12 protein-coding genes are annotated in these 15,277 nt (G+C 70.8%); 5 read left to right on the top strand and 7 right to left on the bottom strand.

Translation table 11 applies throughout. From position 1 onward, the window contains the following. Nucleotides 1-5: 5 nt before the first annotated feature. The 4 genes from ABG085_RS18790 to ABG085_RS18775 all read right to left on the bottom strand — a co-directional run bounded on the left by ABG085_RS18790 (nt 6) and on the right by ABG085_RS18775 (nt 4,501). Nucleotides 6-749: a phosphoadenylyl-sulfate reductase gene (locus ABG085_RS18790; protein WP_347977270.1), complete on the bottom strand. Its 744-nt coding sequence runs from the start codon at nt 747-749 to the stop codon at nt 6-8. Nucleotides 750-867: 118 nt separating this feature from the next. Beyond that, entirely contained in the window at nt 868-2,589 is a 1,722-nt protein-coding gene (locus ABG085_RS18785; RefSeq protein ID WP_347979241.1) for a nitrite/sulfite reductase, read from the bottom strand. Nucleotides 2,590-2,751: 162 nt separating this feature from the next. After that, nucleotides 2,752-3,459, bottom strand: a complete 708-nt coding sequence (locus ABG085_RS18780) for a CbiX/SirB N-terminal domain-containing protein (protein ID WP_347977269.1) — start codon at nt 3,457-3,459, stop codon at nt 2,752-2,754. A gap of 151 nt (nt 3,460-3,610) precedes the next feature. Next, the gene (locus tag ABG085_RS18775) at nt 3,611-4,501 is read right to left on the bottom strand and encodes a hypothetical protein (RefSeq protein WP_347977268.1); all 891 of its coding nucleotides are present in this window, start codon (nt 4,499-4,501) and stop codon (nt 3,611-3,613) included. Nucleotides 4,502-4,618: 117 nt separating this feature from the next. Between ABG085_RS18775 and ABG085_RS18770 the strand changes: the two genes are divergently transcribed. Beyond that, a complete protein-coding gene (locus ABG085_RS18770) occupies nt 4,619-5,317 on the top strand; it encodes a MarR family winged helix-turn-helix transcriptional regulator (RefSeq protein WP_347977267.1) in 699 nt (232 codons plus the stop codon). A gap of 21 nt (nt 5,318-5,338) precedes the next feature. On the opposite strand, the gene ABG085_RS18765 is transcribed toward ABG085_RS18770, so the two are convergent. The 3 genes from ABG085_RS18765 to ABG085_RS18755 all read right to left on the bottom strand — a co-directional run bounded on the left by ABG085_RS18765 (nt 5,339) and on the right by ABG085_RS18755 (nt 9,699). Beyond that, nucleotides 5,339-7,393, bottom strand: coding sequence for a substrate-binding domain-containing protein (locus ABG085_RS18765; RefSeq protein ID WP_347977266.1), 2,055 nt, complete (start codon nt 7,391-7,393; stop codon nt 5,339-5,341). A 120-nt stretch (nt 7,394-7,513) separates the two neighbouring features. Next, entirely contained in the window at nt 7,514-8,041 is a 528-nt protein-coding gene (locus ABG085_RS18760) for a hypothetical protein (protein ID WP_347977265.1), read from the bottom strand. Between the two features lie 173 nt (nt 8,042-8,214). Continuing rightward, entirely contained in the window at nt 8,215-9,699 is a 1,485-nt protein-coding gene (locus ABG085_RS18755) for an MFS transporter (RefSeq protein WP_347977264.1), read from the bottom strand. A 184-nt stretch (nt 9,700-9,883) separates the two neighbouring features. Here ABG085_RS18755 and ABG085_RS18750 point away from each other — a divergent pair, with 184 nt between their 5' ends. The 4 genes from ABG085_RS18750 to dnaK all read left to right on the top strand — a co-directional run bounded on the left by ABG085_RS18750 (nt 9,884) and on the right by dnaK (nt 15,277). Further along, nucleotides 9,884-11,467, top strand: coding sequence for an MFS transporter (locus ABG085_RS18750; RefSeq protein WP_347977263.1), 1,584 nt, complete (start codon nt 9,884-9,886; stop codon nt 11,465-11,467). Between the two features lie 82 nt (nt 11,468-11,549). Next, on the top strand, nt 11,550-12,038 hold the full coding sequence (locus tag ABG085_RS18745; protein ID WP_347977262.1) for a TrkA C-terminal domain-containing protein: 489 nt from the start codon (nt 11,550-11,552) through the stop codon (nt 12,036-12,038). Between the two features lies 1 nt (nt 12,039). Continuing rightward, nucleotides 12,040-13,242, top strand: coding sequence for a cation:proton antiporter (locus tag ABG085_RS18740; RefSeq protein ID WP_347977261.1), 1,203 nt, complete (start codon nt 12,040-12,042; stop codon nt 13,240-13,242). 163 nt (nt 13,243-13,405) lie between these two features. Beyond that, entirely contained in the window at nt 13,406-15,277 is a 1,872-nt protein-coding gene (dnaK, locus tag ABG085_RS18735; RefSeq protein WP_347977260.1) for a molecular chaperone DnaK, read from the top strand.

Here is a 15,277-nt window from a genome sequence, read left to right as displayed (position 1 = left end):
GAGAGTCATTCGTGGAGCCCGCATTCGGTCTTCGAGAGTCCGGCCCATCGGCCGGAACGGGGGTCTTCGCCGGCGGCGACCGGCTTCGTGCACGGCTCGCAGCCGATCGACGGGTAGCCGAACCCGACGAGCAGGTTCACCGGCGCCTTGTGGGCCGTCGCGTAGGCGAGGACGTCGTCGAAGCTCCACGCCGCGACCGGGTTCACCTTGACGAGCCCGTTGCGCTCGTCCCACGTCACCAGGGGCGTGTTCGTGCGCGTCGGCGCCTCGTCGCGGCGGACGCCGGTGAACCACACCTCGTAGCCGCCGAGCGCGTCCTGCAGCGGCGCCACCTTGCGGCGCGCGCAGCAAAGGCCCGGGTCGCGCGCGAAGAGCTGCGCGCCGAACTCCGCGTCCTGCTCGGCCACCGTCTGAGACGGGGTGATGTCGACGATCCGCACGTCGAGCGCGCGCTGCACCTCGTCGCGCGTCGCGTACGTCTCGGTGAAGTGGTAGCCGGTGTCGAGGAACAGCACGTCGACGCCGGGCAGCTGCTCGGCCACGAGGTGGGGGAGTGCGGCGTCGGCCATCGAGCAGGCGACGGCTGCGGCATCCGTCCCGAAATTGCGCGCGACCCACGCGACGACCTCGGCAGCGGATGCCTCGTGGTCGGTCAGGCTGCCGAGCTCGAGGTTGCCCTGCTCGGCGAGGGCCTTCAGCTCTTCGGCCGTGCGCTTGACGGCGACGCGGGGTGCGAGCGAGACGGTCATGCCTGAGCCTCCTCGTTGATCCGGGGCGTTTCGTCTCGGTCGCTGGCGCTCCCTCGCTCAACGACCGGAACCCGGTCGTTGAGCGAGCGAAGCGAGACGAAACGCGTTGCGGAGACGGTCACTGGAGCGCCTCCTCTTCGGCGCGGTGGGCCCACTCGGCGAACGTCTCGTCGGCCTCGCGGTCGGCGAGGAAGCGCGTGACGACGCGCTCGACGTAGTCGGCGATGCCGTCGGCGGCCACCTTCAGCCCGCGCACGGTGCGGCCGAGGCCCGGCTCGTCGCGGTCCTGCGAGGCGAGGCCGCCGCCCAGGTGCACCTGATAGCCCGGCACCTGCTCGCCGTCGATGGTGACGAGCTGGCCCTTGAGCCCGATGTCGGCCGTCTGGATGCGCGCGCACGAGTTGGGGCATCCGTTGACGTGGAGGGAGATCGGATGCGGCAGTTCGAAGCCGTTGAGACGCTCCTCGAGGTCGAGCACGGCCGCCGTCGCGTTGACCTTCGTCTCGACGATCGCGAGCTTGCAGTACTCGATGCCCGTGCACGCGATGGTGCCGCGGCGGATCAGACTCGGACGCGCCTGCAGCCCGAGGGCGTCGAGCTCCGCGATGAGCGGCTCGACGTTCTCGGCGGGGACGTCGAGGATGACGAGCTTCTGGTGCGGCGTGGTGCGCAGGCGGGTGGATCCGTGCGCCTCGATGACGTCGGCGAGCCTCGCGAGGGTCGGGCCCGAGACGCGGCCGACGATCGGGGTGACGCCGATGTAGAAGCGGCCGTCCTTCTGCTCGTGCACGCCGACGTGGTCGCCGGGGGTGAGCGGCTTGGGGGCGGCGGGGCCGTCGGGCAGGGCATAGCCCAGGTACTCGTCCTGCAGCACCTGCCGGAACTTCTCGGCGCCCCACTCGGCGAGCAGGAACTTCAGGCGCGCCTTGTTGCGCAGGCGCCGGTAGCCGTAGTCGCGGAAGATCTGTGCGACGCCGTGCCAGGCATCCGCCACCTGATCCGGCCGCACGAACGCACCCAGGCGCTCGCCGAGACGCGGGGTCGTCGACAGGCCGCCGCCGACCCAGAGGTCGTAGCCGATGCCGAGGTCAGGATGCTCCAGGGCGACGAACGCGACGTCGTTGATCTCGTGCACGACATCCTGGCTGGGGTGGCCGGTGAGGGCGGTCTTGAACTTGCGGGGCAGATTCGCGAGCGACTCGTCGCCGATGAAGCGCGACGTGATCTCGTCGATCTGCGCCGTCGGATCGATGAGCTCGTCCGCCGCGATCCCCGCGACCGGCGAGCCGAGCACCACGCGCGGCACGTCGCCGCACGCCTCTGTGGTGCCGAGTCCGACGGCTTCGAGGCGGCGCCAGATCTCGGGCACGTCCTCGACGCGGATCCAATGCAGCTGGATGTTCTGCCGGTCGGTGATGTCGGCGCTGTCGCGTCCGAACTCGGTGGAGATGCCGGCGATCACGCGCAGCTGCTCGGTGGTGAGCTGGCCGCCGTCGATGCGGACGCGCAGCATGAAGTACTCGTCCTCGAGCTCTTCGGCCGTCAGAGTGGCGGTGCGGCCGCCGTCGATGCCGGGCTTGCGCTGGGTGTAGAGCCCCCACACGCGGAAGCGGCCGTGCAGGTCGGTCGGGTCGATCGAGGCGAACCCGCCTTTGGAGTAGGTCTGCTCGATGCGCTCGCGCACGCTCAGGCCGTTGTCGACCTGCTTCCACTCCTCGTTGCCGTTGAGCGGCTCGGTGCCGTCGATCTTCCACTGGCCGTTCGGCTTCGACGACGCGCGCGGCGGGCGCACGGCGGCGCGCGGGCGGTCCGCCGCAGCGCGCGCTTCGGTTTCGCTGATGGTCACGATGGCCTCCGGGTGTTCCCGGGCGTCCCCGGGCGGACCCTGACGAGGTCCTTCCGTGAGGCTAGAAGCGACCCGGCTGAGGGCCTATCCGAATGTCAACGGGCGTTAACCGGCGTAACGGGGCGTCACACAGTTGCGGGTGGACCGATTGTGGACTCAGTCCGACAAGCCCGCAGCGTGCCGATAGCGGTCCACCACGATCTCCACCAGGGATGCCGGTGGCTCGTCGTCACCCAGCAGCGGCGGCCCCACGGGGGCACCGGCGGCCATCCGCACGGCGAGGTCGTGGAAGTAGCCCGGGGCGAGGAGGTAGTTCGCGACCACCGTGCGCGCTGCTGCTGAGCCGACGGCCTCCGCCACGGCGACGTCGAGGCGCGGGTCGGCCGCGGCGAGGAAGCCGACGCGCACATCGCGGCCGAGCCGGGCGGCCAGCATCCGTCCGATCTCGCGGCAGTCCTCGTTCGCGCGGTCGTCGCTGGATCCGGCCACCGCGAGCACGATCTCGTCGTGCGCTGCCGGGGCGAGCGGCGTCAGGCGCGCCAGGAGCACATCGACCAGCCGAGGGTCGGGGCCGAGCGCGGGTGCGATCACCACGCCGTCGCGGCCTGCGGTCTGCTGCCGCAGGTCGACGCGCACGTGGTACCCGGCCGACAGCAGCAGCGGCACGATGACGACGGGCGTGCCCTCGGGGATCGCATAGAGGGATGCCGCGACATCCGGCTGCTGCACGTCCACATGCCCGAGGCGCACCGTGACGGCGGGAAGGCGGCGTGCGACGGCGTCCACGAGGGCGGCCACCGCCGCCTGCCCCGCGGGCGACGATGTGCCGTGCGAGATGGCGAGGAGCGCGGGCGCGGTGGTCACCTGCCCATCTTGCCTCGCCGGTGTGACGCGCGTGTATCGCGCCACTTCCTCGCCGCCCGTCCCCTCCCCGTGCCCCGGAACGGCGAAAGGGCGGATTCCCGCACGTGCAAGACGCGGGAGTCCACCCTTCCGGGAGTGAGGATGGCGGGGCTCAGGCGGCGCCGGCCTCCCGGCCTCGTGCGAAGCCGGCGTCGAAGCCGCGCTCGTACGCCTGCTGCGCACCTCGGCCACCGCGGCCGTGGCCGCGCTCGCCGTGGTGGCCGTGGTGACCGTGGTAGCCGTGGTCGGCCTCGTGGTCATGGTGGCCATGGCCGGCGTGCGGGTGGTGGCCGTGGCATCCTTCATCGCCGTAGCCGCGCATCGGCTCGTCGAAGCGCTCGGCCGGGTGGCCGGGGCGCCCGGGCGCGAAGCCGCGGTGGCGGTTGTGGCCGTAGCCCTCGTGGATGTCGGGCTCGAACGGCCGCGGCCCCCCGGCGAAGCCCTGGCGCCAGCCCGGGCCGAAGCCGTGGCCGCGGAACTGCGGGCCGGAGCCCGGGAAGCCGCGCCGGCCGAATCCGCCGAACCCGCCGAAGCCGCGCTCGCGGCCGGTGGTGTTCTCGTCCCAGCCGAATTCGCGGGCGATCGCCTCGAGTGAGCTCGTCAGCGCCGCGTACGCCTCGGCGTCGCCGACCGCGTCGACCACGCGCGAGCGGATGCCGTCGACGATGACGCCGATGCGGTCCTTCTCGGAGCGGCCGAGGTCGGTCAGACTCCACGTGCCGTCGCCGTGCTCCTCGACCCAGCCGCGCTCTTCGAGGCCACGCAGGCGCTTGCCCTTGCGGGCGAGGCGCTCACGCAGCTCCGGAGCGTCGATGTCGCCGGAGACCAGGTTCAGCAGCATCCAGTCGCGTCGGCTGACGCCTTCGGCGTCGAGCGCCGTCGCGAACTCGCGCGTCAGCAGCCCGTCGACCGCGCGCAGCCAGTAGCCCAGCGGACGCCGGTCGGTGGGCAGGGGAGTCTCGGATTCGTTGTCGTTCTCGGGGTTGTCAGTGATGTCGTTCATGGGAAGTCCTTTACGGAGGGGCCGCACGAGGGGCCGCCGGATTACATGTCGAAGTGCATGTGCATGCAGTGTGACATGTAATTCGAATACATGTCAAGTCGCATGTAAGTTGGACGCATGCCGTCCACTCCCGCCGACCCCGCCGACGCCATCGCCGCCGCGCTCGCGCGCCTGCGCGGACGGCGGATGCCCCGCCCGCCGTGGGCGGACGGCTCCGGGCCCCACGGCTCAGGCCCGCACAGCCATGGGCACGCAGGGCCTCACGGTCACGGCGGCGGCCACGGCCACGACGGCGGGCACGACGACGGCGAGCACGCGGGCCACGGCCCGGATCAGGCGCATGGCGACGAGCCGATCCGCGGCTTCGCGGGTCGCGGCGGCCGCGGCGGGCCCTGGGGCCGGGGTGCGACCGTTCCGGGGTTCGGCGGGCCTCCCGGGTTCGGCGGGCCGCCGTGGGGCGGCGCCGGACGCATCGGAGGACCGGCACGACTCAGACTGCTCGAGGCGCTGGCCGCGGCATCCCATCCGCTGTCGGTCGGCGAGATCGCCGACGCGGTGGGCGTGGATCAGCCCCGCGCGTCGCGGCTCGTGCAGCAGGCGGTCGAGCTGGGGCTGGTGCGGCGCGAGGCCGACCCCGGCGATGCCCGCCGCACGCGCGTGGCGCTGACGGATGCCGGAACCCGGCTCGTGCGCGGCTTCCGGGGCGAGCGGCGCGAGGCGATGGACGCGGCGCTCGCCGCCTTCACCGACGACGAGCGCGCGGAGCTTGCGCGACTGCTGACGAAACTCGCCGACTCCTGGCCCGGGGCGTCCTAGCCGCGGACCAGGTCGCCGCGCTCAGAAGCTCGTCACGAGGTCGCCGAGCACGGCCTGGAGCTTGGACGGGTCGGTCGCGTCGTAGTAGTGGGCGCCCGTGGCGCTCGAGATCGACTGCAGGGTCGCCACGTCGGCGTCGGCCCCGTAGGCGAGCGTGAAGATGAGCACCGGTGTCGCGTGGTGCATGTCCTTCAGGTTCGCGAGCATCTGGTCGGCGCCGATGGTCGGGGCGTTCGGGGTGTCGTTCTCACCGTCGCTGAGCAGCACGATCGCGTTGATGTGGTCGCTCGTCCACGACGCCGCCTGCTGCGCGGCGAACGTGTCGACCGCCTGGTACAGCGGCGTGTCTCCCATCGACGTGAGCCCGCCGAGTGCACCGAGGAACGTATCGCGCGACCCGCCGATGTCGGAGACCGGCGCCACGAGACCGGGCAGCATCGCGCCGTCCGGACCCTGCGCGAAGGCCGCGAGACCGACGTCATCGCCCGTGGTGAAGTGCCCGAGCGCCGCTTCGATCGCCTTGCGAGCCTGCGTGAGCTTGGTGTCGCCCGCGGGAATGGGCTCGTCCATCGACCCCGAGACGTCGAGCAGGAACAGCACGTTCGCGCGCTTGCGCACCTCCGGGAACGACGCCTGCACGGCCGTCACGACATCGGCGGCAGGGAACGCCAGCGTGCCCTGCTGGGCGGCGTCGAGCTGGCCGACATCCGCGACGCCCTCGTCGAGGGCGCGGTTGAGGTCGCGGTAGCCGGCGGCGCGCACGGCCGACTGGCCCTGCGCGGTGTGCGTGAAGCGGATGAAGTCCGCCGCGGCCTCCGCCTCGACGGGGTCGATCCACTCGCCCGTGAGTCGCATCACGGGGTTGTCGGCCGAGTAGTACCCGTCGGTCGGGTAGATCGGCACGAGCTGTTCCGACGGCGGTTCGCCCTGGGTGCGGGTGATGCCGTCACGGCTGGTGATGCCGCGGTTGTAATCCCACACCGACTTCTCGTCGACGATGACCGCCGAGAGGAAGTCGGCGGTGGAACCGGATGCCTCGGCCTGGCGCGCGTGCCAGAGGAAGTGCTCGGGCGTGGCCATGTAGTGGCTGGTCGCCGTCTCGTTCTCGTGCACCTCGGCCTGCACGGTGGGGTCCTGCACCTGCGCCGCGGTGAGGTCGGCGAGCGACCCCGCCGCGGTGCCGTACGACGCGTACATGGCGGCCTCGCCCGAGGTCGCCATCAGGGGGCTGGTCTTGCCGAGCTTGAACGCGCCCCACTCCGGGTGTCCGAGACCGCTCCAGAGGTCGGGGTCGCCCGCCGCCTGGAAGATGTCGTTCCAGGTGGGCGCCGCGGCATCCCATCCGATCGCCTCGGCGAGGGTCTCGGGCATTGCGATCACGACGTCCGAGATCGCGACGCTCGTGCCGTCGGCGCGCAGGTTCGTGGCTCCCTGGGACTGGGCGACGTCGACCCAGGTGGAGGAGTCGGGCAGCCAGACGGTCGGCTTCTGCTCGGCGCCCAGGTTGGGGAACCCTGTCGCCACCACCGCGGCGGCGAGCCCGGACTTCTCCTTCGCGGTCGTCACCGTGACGCACGAGCCCGCGACGTTGCGCGGCTGGCTGTTGTAGGCGGCGGCGAGGCTCTCCACCATCTCGGCGTTCTCGAACGACGAGAGCACGCTCACCGTCGCGCACGGCTGGGCTCCGGCGGCAGCGGCCGGTTCGTCCTGCGGGAACTCGATCGCCTCGACGACCGCGGGGGGTGCGGCCGCCGGCTCTTCCGCGGCCGGCTCCGGTTCGGCGAGATTCGACACGATCGCGTACGACACGGTGCTGATCGATCCGACCAGCACCACGATGCCGACGACGGTGGTCCACATCACCATCCGGCGCCGGCGCTTGCGCCGGCGTTCACGGCGTTCGTCGATCGCCGAGGGCGCGGCCGGCTTGGCAGGCGCCGCGGACGATGCGGTGGACGAGAGGGTGGGAGAGAGAGCGGGGGGCGATGCCGCAGGCACTGCAGCGGTCTCCGGCTGAAAGGACTGGCCGCGGCGGGGTCCGGGCGCGTCCTCGTCGCCGCGCGTCTGATCGCGCATGGGCATCCTCGAGGTCGATGCGGCCGTGAGGCCGGGCGGGGGGTCACCGGCCGGGTAGTCCGGTAAGGCTAGAGCCTAACCTGACCGACGTTGCGAGGCGAGGGCGAGGATGCCGAGAGATCACCGTGAAGCGGTGCTCAGCATCCCGATCAGCACCGCGGTCCACCATGCCGACTGCGAGACGACCGCACTCCAGACGCACCATGCCTGCAATCGACGGGGCAAGGCCGAGAACCGCACGCCGCCCGGAAGCCGCGCCAACTCGTCGGTCAGTCGCGTCATCCCGACCCCGTTCATGGCGGCGATGAGCACCGCGACCATCTTGATCGCGGTCAGCGGCTGCCCGAGGTCGGGCTGCAGGAACGCACCCGTCGCGAGCAGCCCGGCGATGCCGAGCCACGCGAGCGTGCTCACCAGGCCCTCGACGCGGCGGAGGTCGTCGAGCGCCGCGCGCCGCAGCATCCAGAGCAGTCCACTGAGCTCGAGGAGCACAGCGGCGCCGAGGCCGGCGATCACCGAAGCCAGGTGGCCGAAGAGCGCGGGGGTGTGCAGCCACGCGGGGGGAACGACGGTGGTGCCGATCCACAGTGAGAGGAACATCGCGATCAGCACGCCCCAATAGCCGAGGGCGCGGCGATGGCGTGCCACGCGCCGACGCTCGGCGAGTCGTCGCTGGGTCGGCGGGATCACGGTGCCTCTCGGGATTCGGCTGCGGCGCGGGGGAGCGCGACGGCCCCCCAGTCGCACCGGTGATCTCTCACCGAATGCGAGATTATCGGATGCCGCGGGGCCCTGCGGTCCGCCTCTCAGCTCTGCGCGACTCAGCTCTGCGCGACGCGCCGCGGAGCCTTGACGAACAGCAGCAGGACGAAGCCGACCGCGAGGACGAGAGCGATCCCCAGAATGCCGTACAGCGTCTGGTGCGCGGCGGTCGCGATGAAGACGCCCCACAGCAGCGGCGCCATCCAGCTCGCCGCGCGCCCCGTGGTCGCGTAGAGGCCGAAGATCTCACCCTCGTGCCCCGCCGGCGTGACCCGTGCGAGGAACGAGCGCGACGCGGCCTGCGCGGGGCCGACGAACGCGGCGAGCACGATGCCGACGACCCAGAACAGGCCCTTGCCCGCTCCCGCACCGAAGAACACCGTGAGGCAGCACAGCACCAGGACGCCGATGGCGACGAGGATGACCGGCTTCGGGCCGAAGCGGTCGTCGAGACGGCCGGCGAAGATCGTCGAGACGCCGGCGACGAGGTTCAGCACGATGCCGAAGACGACGAGATCCGTGAAGCCGAACCCGAACACCCGCCCCGCGATCACCGAGCCGAACGTGAAGACGGCTGCCAGCCCGTCGCGGTACACGGCCGACGCGAGCAGGAACCAGAAGGTGGGGCGCGTATCGCGCCACAGGCGCGCAATCGATCGCGCCAGCTCGACGTACCCGCGGAAGAAGCCGACGCGGCGGGCATCGGGCGCCGGGGGAGGCTCGGGCACGTTGAGGAAGATCGGGATCACGAAGAGCAGCGTCCACACCGTCGCTCCCGCGGCGATGAGCTGGAAGGTCAGCGGTTGCGTGCCGTCGAGGACCCCGCCGAGGATGAGCCCCACGACGATGGCGAGGGCGATGATGCCGCCGAGGTACCCGAAGCCCCACCCGAGACCTGACACCTTGCCGACGGTCCTGGGCGTCGACACCGACACGAGCAGTGCGTTGTAATTCGCGCCGGCGATCTCGCCGACGATGCTGCCGACGGCGATCATCGCGACGCCGAACCAGAACTGCGTGGGCACGCCGCCCACGAAGGCCATCGCGAGCTGGCACAGGATGAGCAGGGCGGTGAAGATGCCGAGCATCAGCTTTTTGCGGCCGGCCGCGTCGGCGCGCTGGCCGAGCACCGGCGCGAGGAGCGCGATGAGCACGCCTGCCGCCGTGATGCCCCAGCCGAGGTTGCTGTCGAGCGTGCCGAGCGCCCGGCAGTACTCGGTAGCCGTGTTCGCCGCGGTGTCGCAGTCGATCGTGTCGCCGTCGATGACGCCGCTCGCCGCGATCGCCGGGTCGAGGAAGAACGGCGAGACGAGGAAGCTCGGCACCCACACGAACGTCAGCAGCACCGTGTTGAACGGCTGCGTGGCCCAGTCCCACAGTGCCCAGGAGATCACCCGCCTGCGCGGGATATGGGCGCCCTCCTGAAGGTCGAGGCCCATCGCCGCGATGGCGCCCGTGGTGGCGGTCGCCGGCGGAGCGGGAGGCGTCGGTGATTGCTGGGGCTCGCCGGGACGGGACGCGGGGGGTTCGTGCTCGTTGCCCATGGTCGGCAAGGTATGGCCCTTCGGTGAACGGCGGGTGGCACCGGCAGCGCCGCCGCATCGCGGCGCCACGCCAGGCTACTCCGGCGCCGCGCCGCTCCCGACATCGGTTCCGTAACGGCGTGGTGGCAGTCGTATGTTCGTCTCGCCGTAGCGCTCGAGGGGGGCCGGATGGTTTGCTTCGTCCATGACTCGCGAATCCACGCCGGCGCCGGCCTTCAACGGCCGCCTCGCCATCCTGCTCGCCATGGCGATGTTCGTGCTCGTGGTGGACACGTCGATCATGAACGTCTCGATCTCGGCGGTGGTGACCGAGCTCGACACGACCGCGAGCGGCGTGCAGGGCGCGATCGCGCTCGAAGCCCTGGTGTCGGCCGCCTTCATCCTGCTCGGCGGCAAGACCGGCGACCTCATCGGACGCAAGCTCGCCTACACCCTGGGTCTCCTCGGCTACGCCGTCGGCGCGGTGGCGATGACCTTCGCGCAGAGCCTCACGAGCGTCATCATCTTCTGGGCGGTGATCGGCGGGATCGGCGCCTCCCTCCTGCTGCCGTCGATGCAGTCGCTCATCCACGGCAACTTCGTCGGGGAGCACCAGAAGCGCGTCTACGCGCTCGTGGGCGCATCCGCCGCGATCGCCGCGGCGGTCGGCCCGCTGCTCGGCGGGTTCATCACGACGTTCTGGTCGTATCGGGTCGCGTTCGCGCTCGAGGCCGTCATCATCGCCGTCGTGCTCCTCGGCCTCGGTCTCGTGAAAGACGTGAAGTACCACGGAGACCGCTCCATCGACCTCGTCGGCGCCGGACTGTCGGTCGTCGGCATGGGCGGCGTCGTGCTCGGGATCCTCGTCTGGCAGGAGGGCGGCGGCTATGTCGGACTCCTCATCGGCCTCGGCATCGTCGCCCTCGGGGGGCTCGCGTGGTGGCTCAACGCCCGCAAGAAGCGGGGCAAGCCGGTGCTGCTCGACCCCGCGCTCTTCTCGTCGAAGCCGTTCCGCACCGGGGTGAGCGGGCAGCTCCTTCAGCAGATCGCGCTCGGCGGCACGATGATCGTGCTGCCGCTCTACTTGCAGATGGTGCTCGAGTACAACGCGCTGCAGGCGGGCCTGTCGATCGCGCCGCTGTCGCTGAGCATGTTCGCGGTGGCGATCTGGGCCGGCCGCCGCGGCAAGGGGCGCCCGGCGAACCTGATCCTCATCGGGTTCTCGCTCGCCCTCGTGGGGCTCGTCGCGATCGTCCCGCTCGTGCCGATCGCCGACTCGGGGTGGTTCCTCGCGGTGCCGCTCGTCATCACCGGGTCGGGGCTGGGCCTGCTCGTCTCGCAGCTCAACAACTACACCCTGTCGCCCATCTCCGACGAGCGGGTCAGCGAGGCGGCCGGGGTCAACTCCGCGGCAGGATCGTTCGGGCTCTCGTTCGGCCTCGCGTTCGCCGGCGCCATCATGCTCGCCACCCTCGCCACGTCGTTCACCGCGCTCTCCGATGCGAGCACCGTGCTCACGCCGGAGGAGCAGCAGCAGGTCTCGACCGTTCTCGAAGAGGACGCGCAGCTGATGTCGAACACCGGCCTCGAGGAGCTGCTCGAGGACGAGCCCGCGGCGACCGCCGACGAGGTCGTCCGCATCAACACCGAGGCCCGCCACATCGCGCTGCAGGTCGCGCTGCTGATCCCGATCCTCGCCGCGCTGCTGGGCGCACTGAACGCGTTCCGCATGCGGCGCCTGCCCGACCCGGTGGCGAATGCGGCCGCGGAGGGGACGATGCTCGGATGACGGGCGCTGCCCGATCGGTCGGGCGAAGGAGTACGCAGGACAGGCCCTGACCCGCGCGCGGCAGCGGTGCCAAGATGGGGGCATGTCCGTACACGTGGACCGCGCGGAACTGCCCGGGATCGGCATCCGGCACGATCTCGAGACCGCCGCCGGGCGGCGGCTGTCGATCATCACGTTTCGCGACGGCGGTCGCGAGCTCGCGGTCGCCGACGCGGGCGACCCGGATCGCACCGCGCAGACCGTCGCTCTCACCGATGAAGAGGCCACCGCGCTGTCGGAGGTGCTCGGCGGCTCGGTCATCCTGACCCAGCTGGCAGGGCTCCGTGAGCAGATCGACGGCCTGTCGACCGGCAAGATCACGTTGCGCGCCGACAGCCCGTATGTCGGGCGACCGCTCGGCGACACGCGGGCCCGCACGCTCACCCGCTGCTCGATCGTGGCGATCGTCCGTGCGGGCGGCGTGCTGCCGGCACCCGGTCCGGCCGACATGCTGAGGGTGGGCGACACCCTCATCGTGGTCGGGACGAGCGAAGGGCTCGAGCACCTGGCGCGCATCGTCGACGGGGTCTGACGTGGACGACGGCGCGCTCGTTCTCATCGAGATCGGCGCGCTGCTGCTGGGTATCGCCCTCATCGGGCGCCTGGCCGGAAGGCTGGGCATCACCCCGATCCCCCTGATCCTGCTGGCGGGGCTGGCGTTCGGCGAGGGCGGACTGCTGCCGTTCCGTTCGGGGGAGGAGTTCATCGAGGTCGGCGCCGAGATCGGCGTCATCCTGCTGCTGCTCATGCTCGGGCTCGAGTACACCGCCGACGAGCTCGTCGGCAGCCTGCGCCGGTCGCGGAGTGCGGGCCTCCTCGACGTGGTGCTGGGCGCCGCACCGGGCGCGCTCGCCGCTCTCGTCCTGGGCTGGGGCCCGGTCGCCGCGCTCGCGCTCGCCGGCATCACCTGGGTCTCGTCGTCCGGGGTCGTGGCCAAGATGCTGCAGGACCTCGGGCGCCTGGCCAACCGCGAGACGCCGGTGGTGCTGTCGATCCTGGTGATCGAAGATCTCGCGATGGCGTTCTACCTGCCGATCCTCACCGCCGTGCTGATCGGGCTCGATCCCGGCGCCGCGATCGTGACGGTCGTCCTCGCGCTGGCTGCGGTCGTGCTCATCCTGTACGTGGCGCTGCGGCACGGCCATCTCGTCTCGAGGCTGGTGTGGTCGCGCAACGGCGAGGTGCTGCTGCTCTCGGTGCTGGGCCTCACCCTGGTGGTGTCGGGGCTGGCCGCGCAGGCGAGCATCTCGGCGGCGGTGGGCGCCTTCATGGTGGGCATCGCGATCTCGGGACCGGTCGCCGCTCACGCGCATCGCCTGCTCACCCCGCTCCGCGACCTGTTCGCGTCGGTGTTCTTCCTCTTCTTCGGGCTGTCGACCGACCCGGCCGACCTCGTGCTGATGATCGTTCCCGCCGTGGTCCTCGCGGTCGTCACGATGGCGGCCAAGGTGATCACGGGTTACCTGGCAGCACGGTCTGCCGGTATCGCCGAGGCCGGCCGGTGGCGTGCCGGCTTCGCCCTGACCCCGCGGGGCGAGTTCTCGATCGTCATCGCAGGGCTGGCGGTCGGCGCCGGGGTCGACCGATCGCTCGCGGCTCTGGCCACCGCGTACGTCCTGATCACCATGATCGCCGGGCCCCTGTTGGCGCGACTGCCCGAAGCCGCCTGGTTCGCGGCCTGGACGGGCAGGGTGCAGGCCGGGCGTGCCGCTGCACGCGGAGCTGCGGCATCCTGATGTCAAGTTGAGTCGAACCATATCAACTTTGATTTGACGGATGCCGCGCCCCGGGCGTATGGTTGAGCCATCGCGACTCAACCTCAGGTGGAGCCGCGAGCAGACTTCCCATCAACCCCGGGCGCCGGCATCCGTTCTGCGTCCATATGAAGGAGAGATACACATGGCACGTGCTGTTGGAATCGACCTCGGTACGACCAACTCGGTCGTGAGCGTCCTCGAGGGCGGCGAGCCCAAGGTCATCGCGAACGCCGAGGGCTTCCGCACGACCCCGTCGGTCGTCGCATTCACCAAGGACGGCGAGGTGCTCGTCGGCGAGACCGCCAAGCGCCAGGCCGTCACCAACGTCGACCGCACCGTCTCGTCGGTCAAGCGCCACATGGGCACCGACTGGACGTTCGAGGTCGACGGCAAGAAGTGGACGCCGCAGGAGATCTCGGCACGCATCCTCCAGAAGCTGAAGCGCGACGCCGAGCAGTACCTCGGTGACACCGTGACGGATGCCGTCATCACCGTCCCCGCGTACTTCAACGACGCCGAGCGCCAGGCCACCAAGGAGGCCGGCGAGATCGCGGGCCTCAACGTGCTGCGCATCATCAACGAGCCCACCGCCGCCGCTCTCGCGTACGGCCTCGACAAGGGCAAGGAGGACGAGCTCATCCTCGTCTTCGACCTGGGTGGCGGCACGTTCGACGTCTCGCTGCTCGAGGTGGGCAAGGACGACGACTTCTCGACGATCCAGGTGCGCTCGACGGCCGGTGACAACCGCCTCGGCGGTGACGACTGGGACCAGCGCCTCGTCGACTACTTCATCAAGCAGTTCAAGGACACCACCGGTGTCGACGTCTCGGGCGACAAGATCGCGCTGCAGCGCCTCAAGGAGGCCGCGGAGCAGGCGAAGAAGGAGCTCTCGTCGTCCACCTCGACGAGCGTCAACCTGCCCTACCTGTCGCTGACCGACTCGGGCCCCGTGTCGCTGAGCGAGACGATCACGCGCGCCAAGTTCGAGGACCTCACCAAGGACCTGCTCGACCGCACCAAGAAGCCGTTCGAAGACGTGATCCGCGAGGCCGGCATCAAGGTCGCCGACATCGACCACGTCGTGCTCGTCGGCGGCTCGACCCGCATGCCCGCGGTGTCGGAGCTCGTCCAGCGCGAGGCCGGCAAGGAGCCCAACAAGGGCGTCAACCCGGACGAGGTCGTCGCCGTGGGCGCTGCCCTACAGGCCGGCGTCCTCAAGGGCGAGCGCAAGGACGTCCTCCTCATCGACGTCACCCCCCTCAGCCTCGGCATCGAGACCAAGGGCGGCATCATGACGAAGCTCATCGAGCGCAACACCGCCATCCCGACCAAGCGCAGCGAGACCTTCACGACCGCCGACGACAACCAGCCGTCGGTCGCGATCCAGGTCTTCCAGGGCGAGCGCGAGTTCACCCGCGACAACAAGCCGCTGGGCACGTTCGAGCTGACCGGCATCGCGCCGGCCCCGCGCGGCATCCCGCAGGTCGAGGTCACCTTCGACATCGACGCCAACGGCATCGTCCACGTGTCCGCCAAGGACAAGGGCACCGGCAAGGAGCAGTCGATGACGATCACCGGCGGCTCGTCGCTGCCGAAGGACGACATCGAGCGCATGGTGCGCGAGGCCGAGGAGCACGCCGCCGAGGACAAGAAGCGCCGTGAGGCCGCCGAGGTGCGCAACCAGGCCGAGACCCTGTCGTACTCGATCGAGAAGCTCATCAAGGAGAACGACGACAAGCTTCCCGAAGACGTCAAGACCGAGGTCCAGGGCGACGTCGACGCGCTCAAGACCGCGCTCGCCGGTGACGACGACGACGCCGTGAAGACGGCGTTCGACAAGCTCAACCAGAGCCAGGGCAAGCTGGGCGAGGCGATCTACGCCGCCGGTCAGGCTGCGCAGGCGGCTCCGGACGGCGCGGCAGGTTCTGAGGCCGGTGACGCCCAGGGCGCCCCGAGCGCCGACGAGGATGTCGTCGACGCCGAGGTCATCGACGAAGACGAAGAGAAGAAGTAA

The sequence above is a fragment of the Microbacterium sp. ProA8 genome (genome assembly GCF_039905635.1).
GTDB lineage: Bacteria > Actinomycetota > Actinomycetes > Actinomycetales > Microbacteriaceae > Microbacterium > Microbacterium chionoecetis.
This window is presented reverse-complemented; position numbering and strand designations above follow the sequence as displayed.

Coding starts and splice junctions, on each gene's coding strand:
- ABG085_RS18790 (WP_347977270.1), bottom strand. CDS start 749: ATGACCGTCTCGCTCGCACCCCGCGTCGCCGTCAAGCGCACGGCCGAA.
- ABG085_RS18775 (WP_347977268.1), bottom strand. CDS start 4,501: ATGAACGACATCACTGACAACCCCGAGAACGACAACGAATCCGAGACT.
- ABG085_RS18770 (WP_347977267.1), top strand. CDS start 4,619: ATGCCGTCCACTCCCGCCGACCCCGCCGACGCCATCGCCGCCGCGCTC.
- ABG085_RS18765 (WP_347977266.1), bottom strand. CDS start 7,393: ATGCGCGATCAGACGCGCGGCGACGAGGACGCGCCCGGACCCCGCCGC.
- ABG085_RS18755 (WP_347977264.1), bottom strand. CDS start 9,699: ATGGGCAACGAGCACGAACCCCCCGCGTCCCGTCCCGGCGAGCCCCAG.
- ABG085_RS18750 (WP_347977263.1), top strand. CDS start 9,884: ATGACTCGCGAATCCACGCCGGCGCCGGCCTTCAACGGCCGCCTCGCC.
- ABG085_RS18745 (WP_347977262.1), top strand. CDS start 11,550: ATGTCCGTACACGTGGACCGCGCGGAACTGCCCGGGATCGGCATCCGG.
- dnaK (WP_347977260.1), top strand. CDS start 13,406: ATGGCACGTGCTGTTGGAATCGACCTCGGTACGACCAACTCGGTCGTG.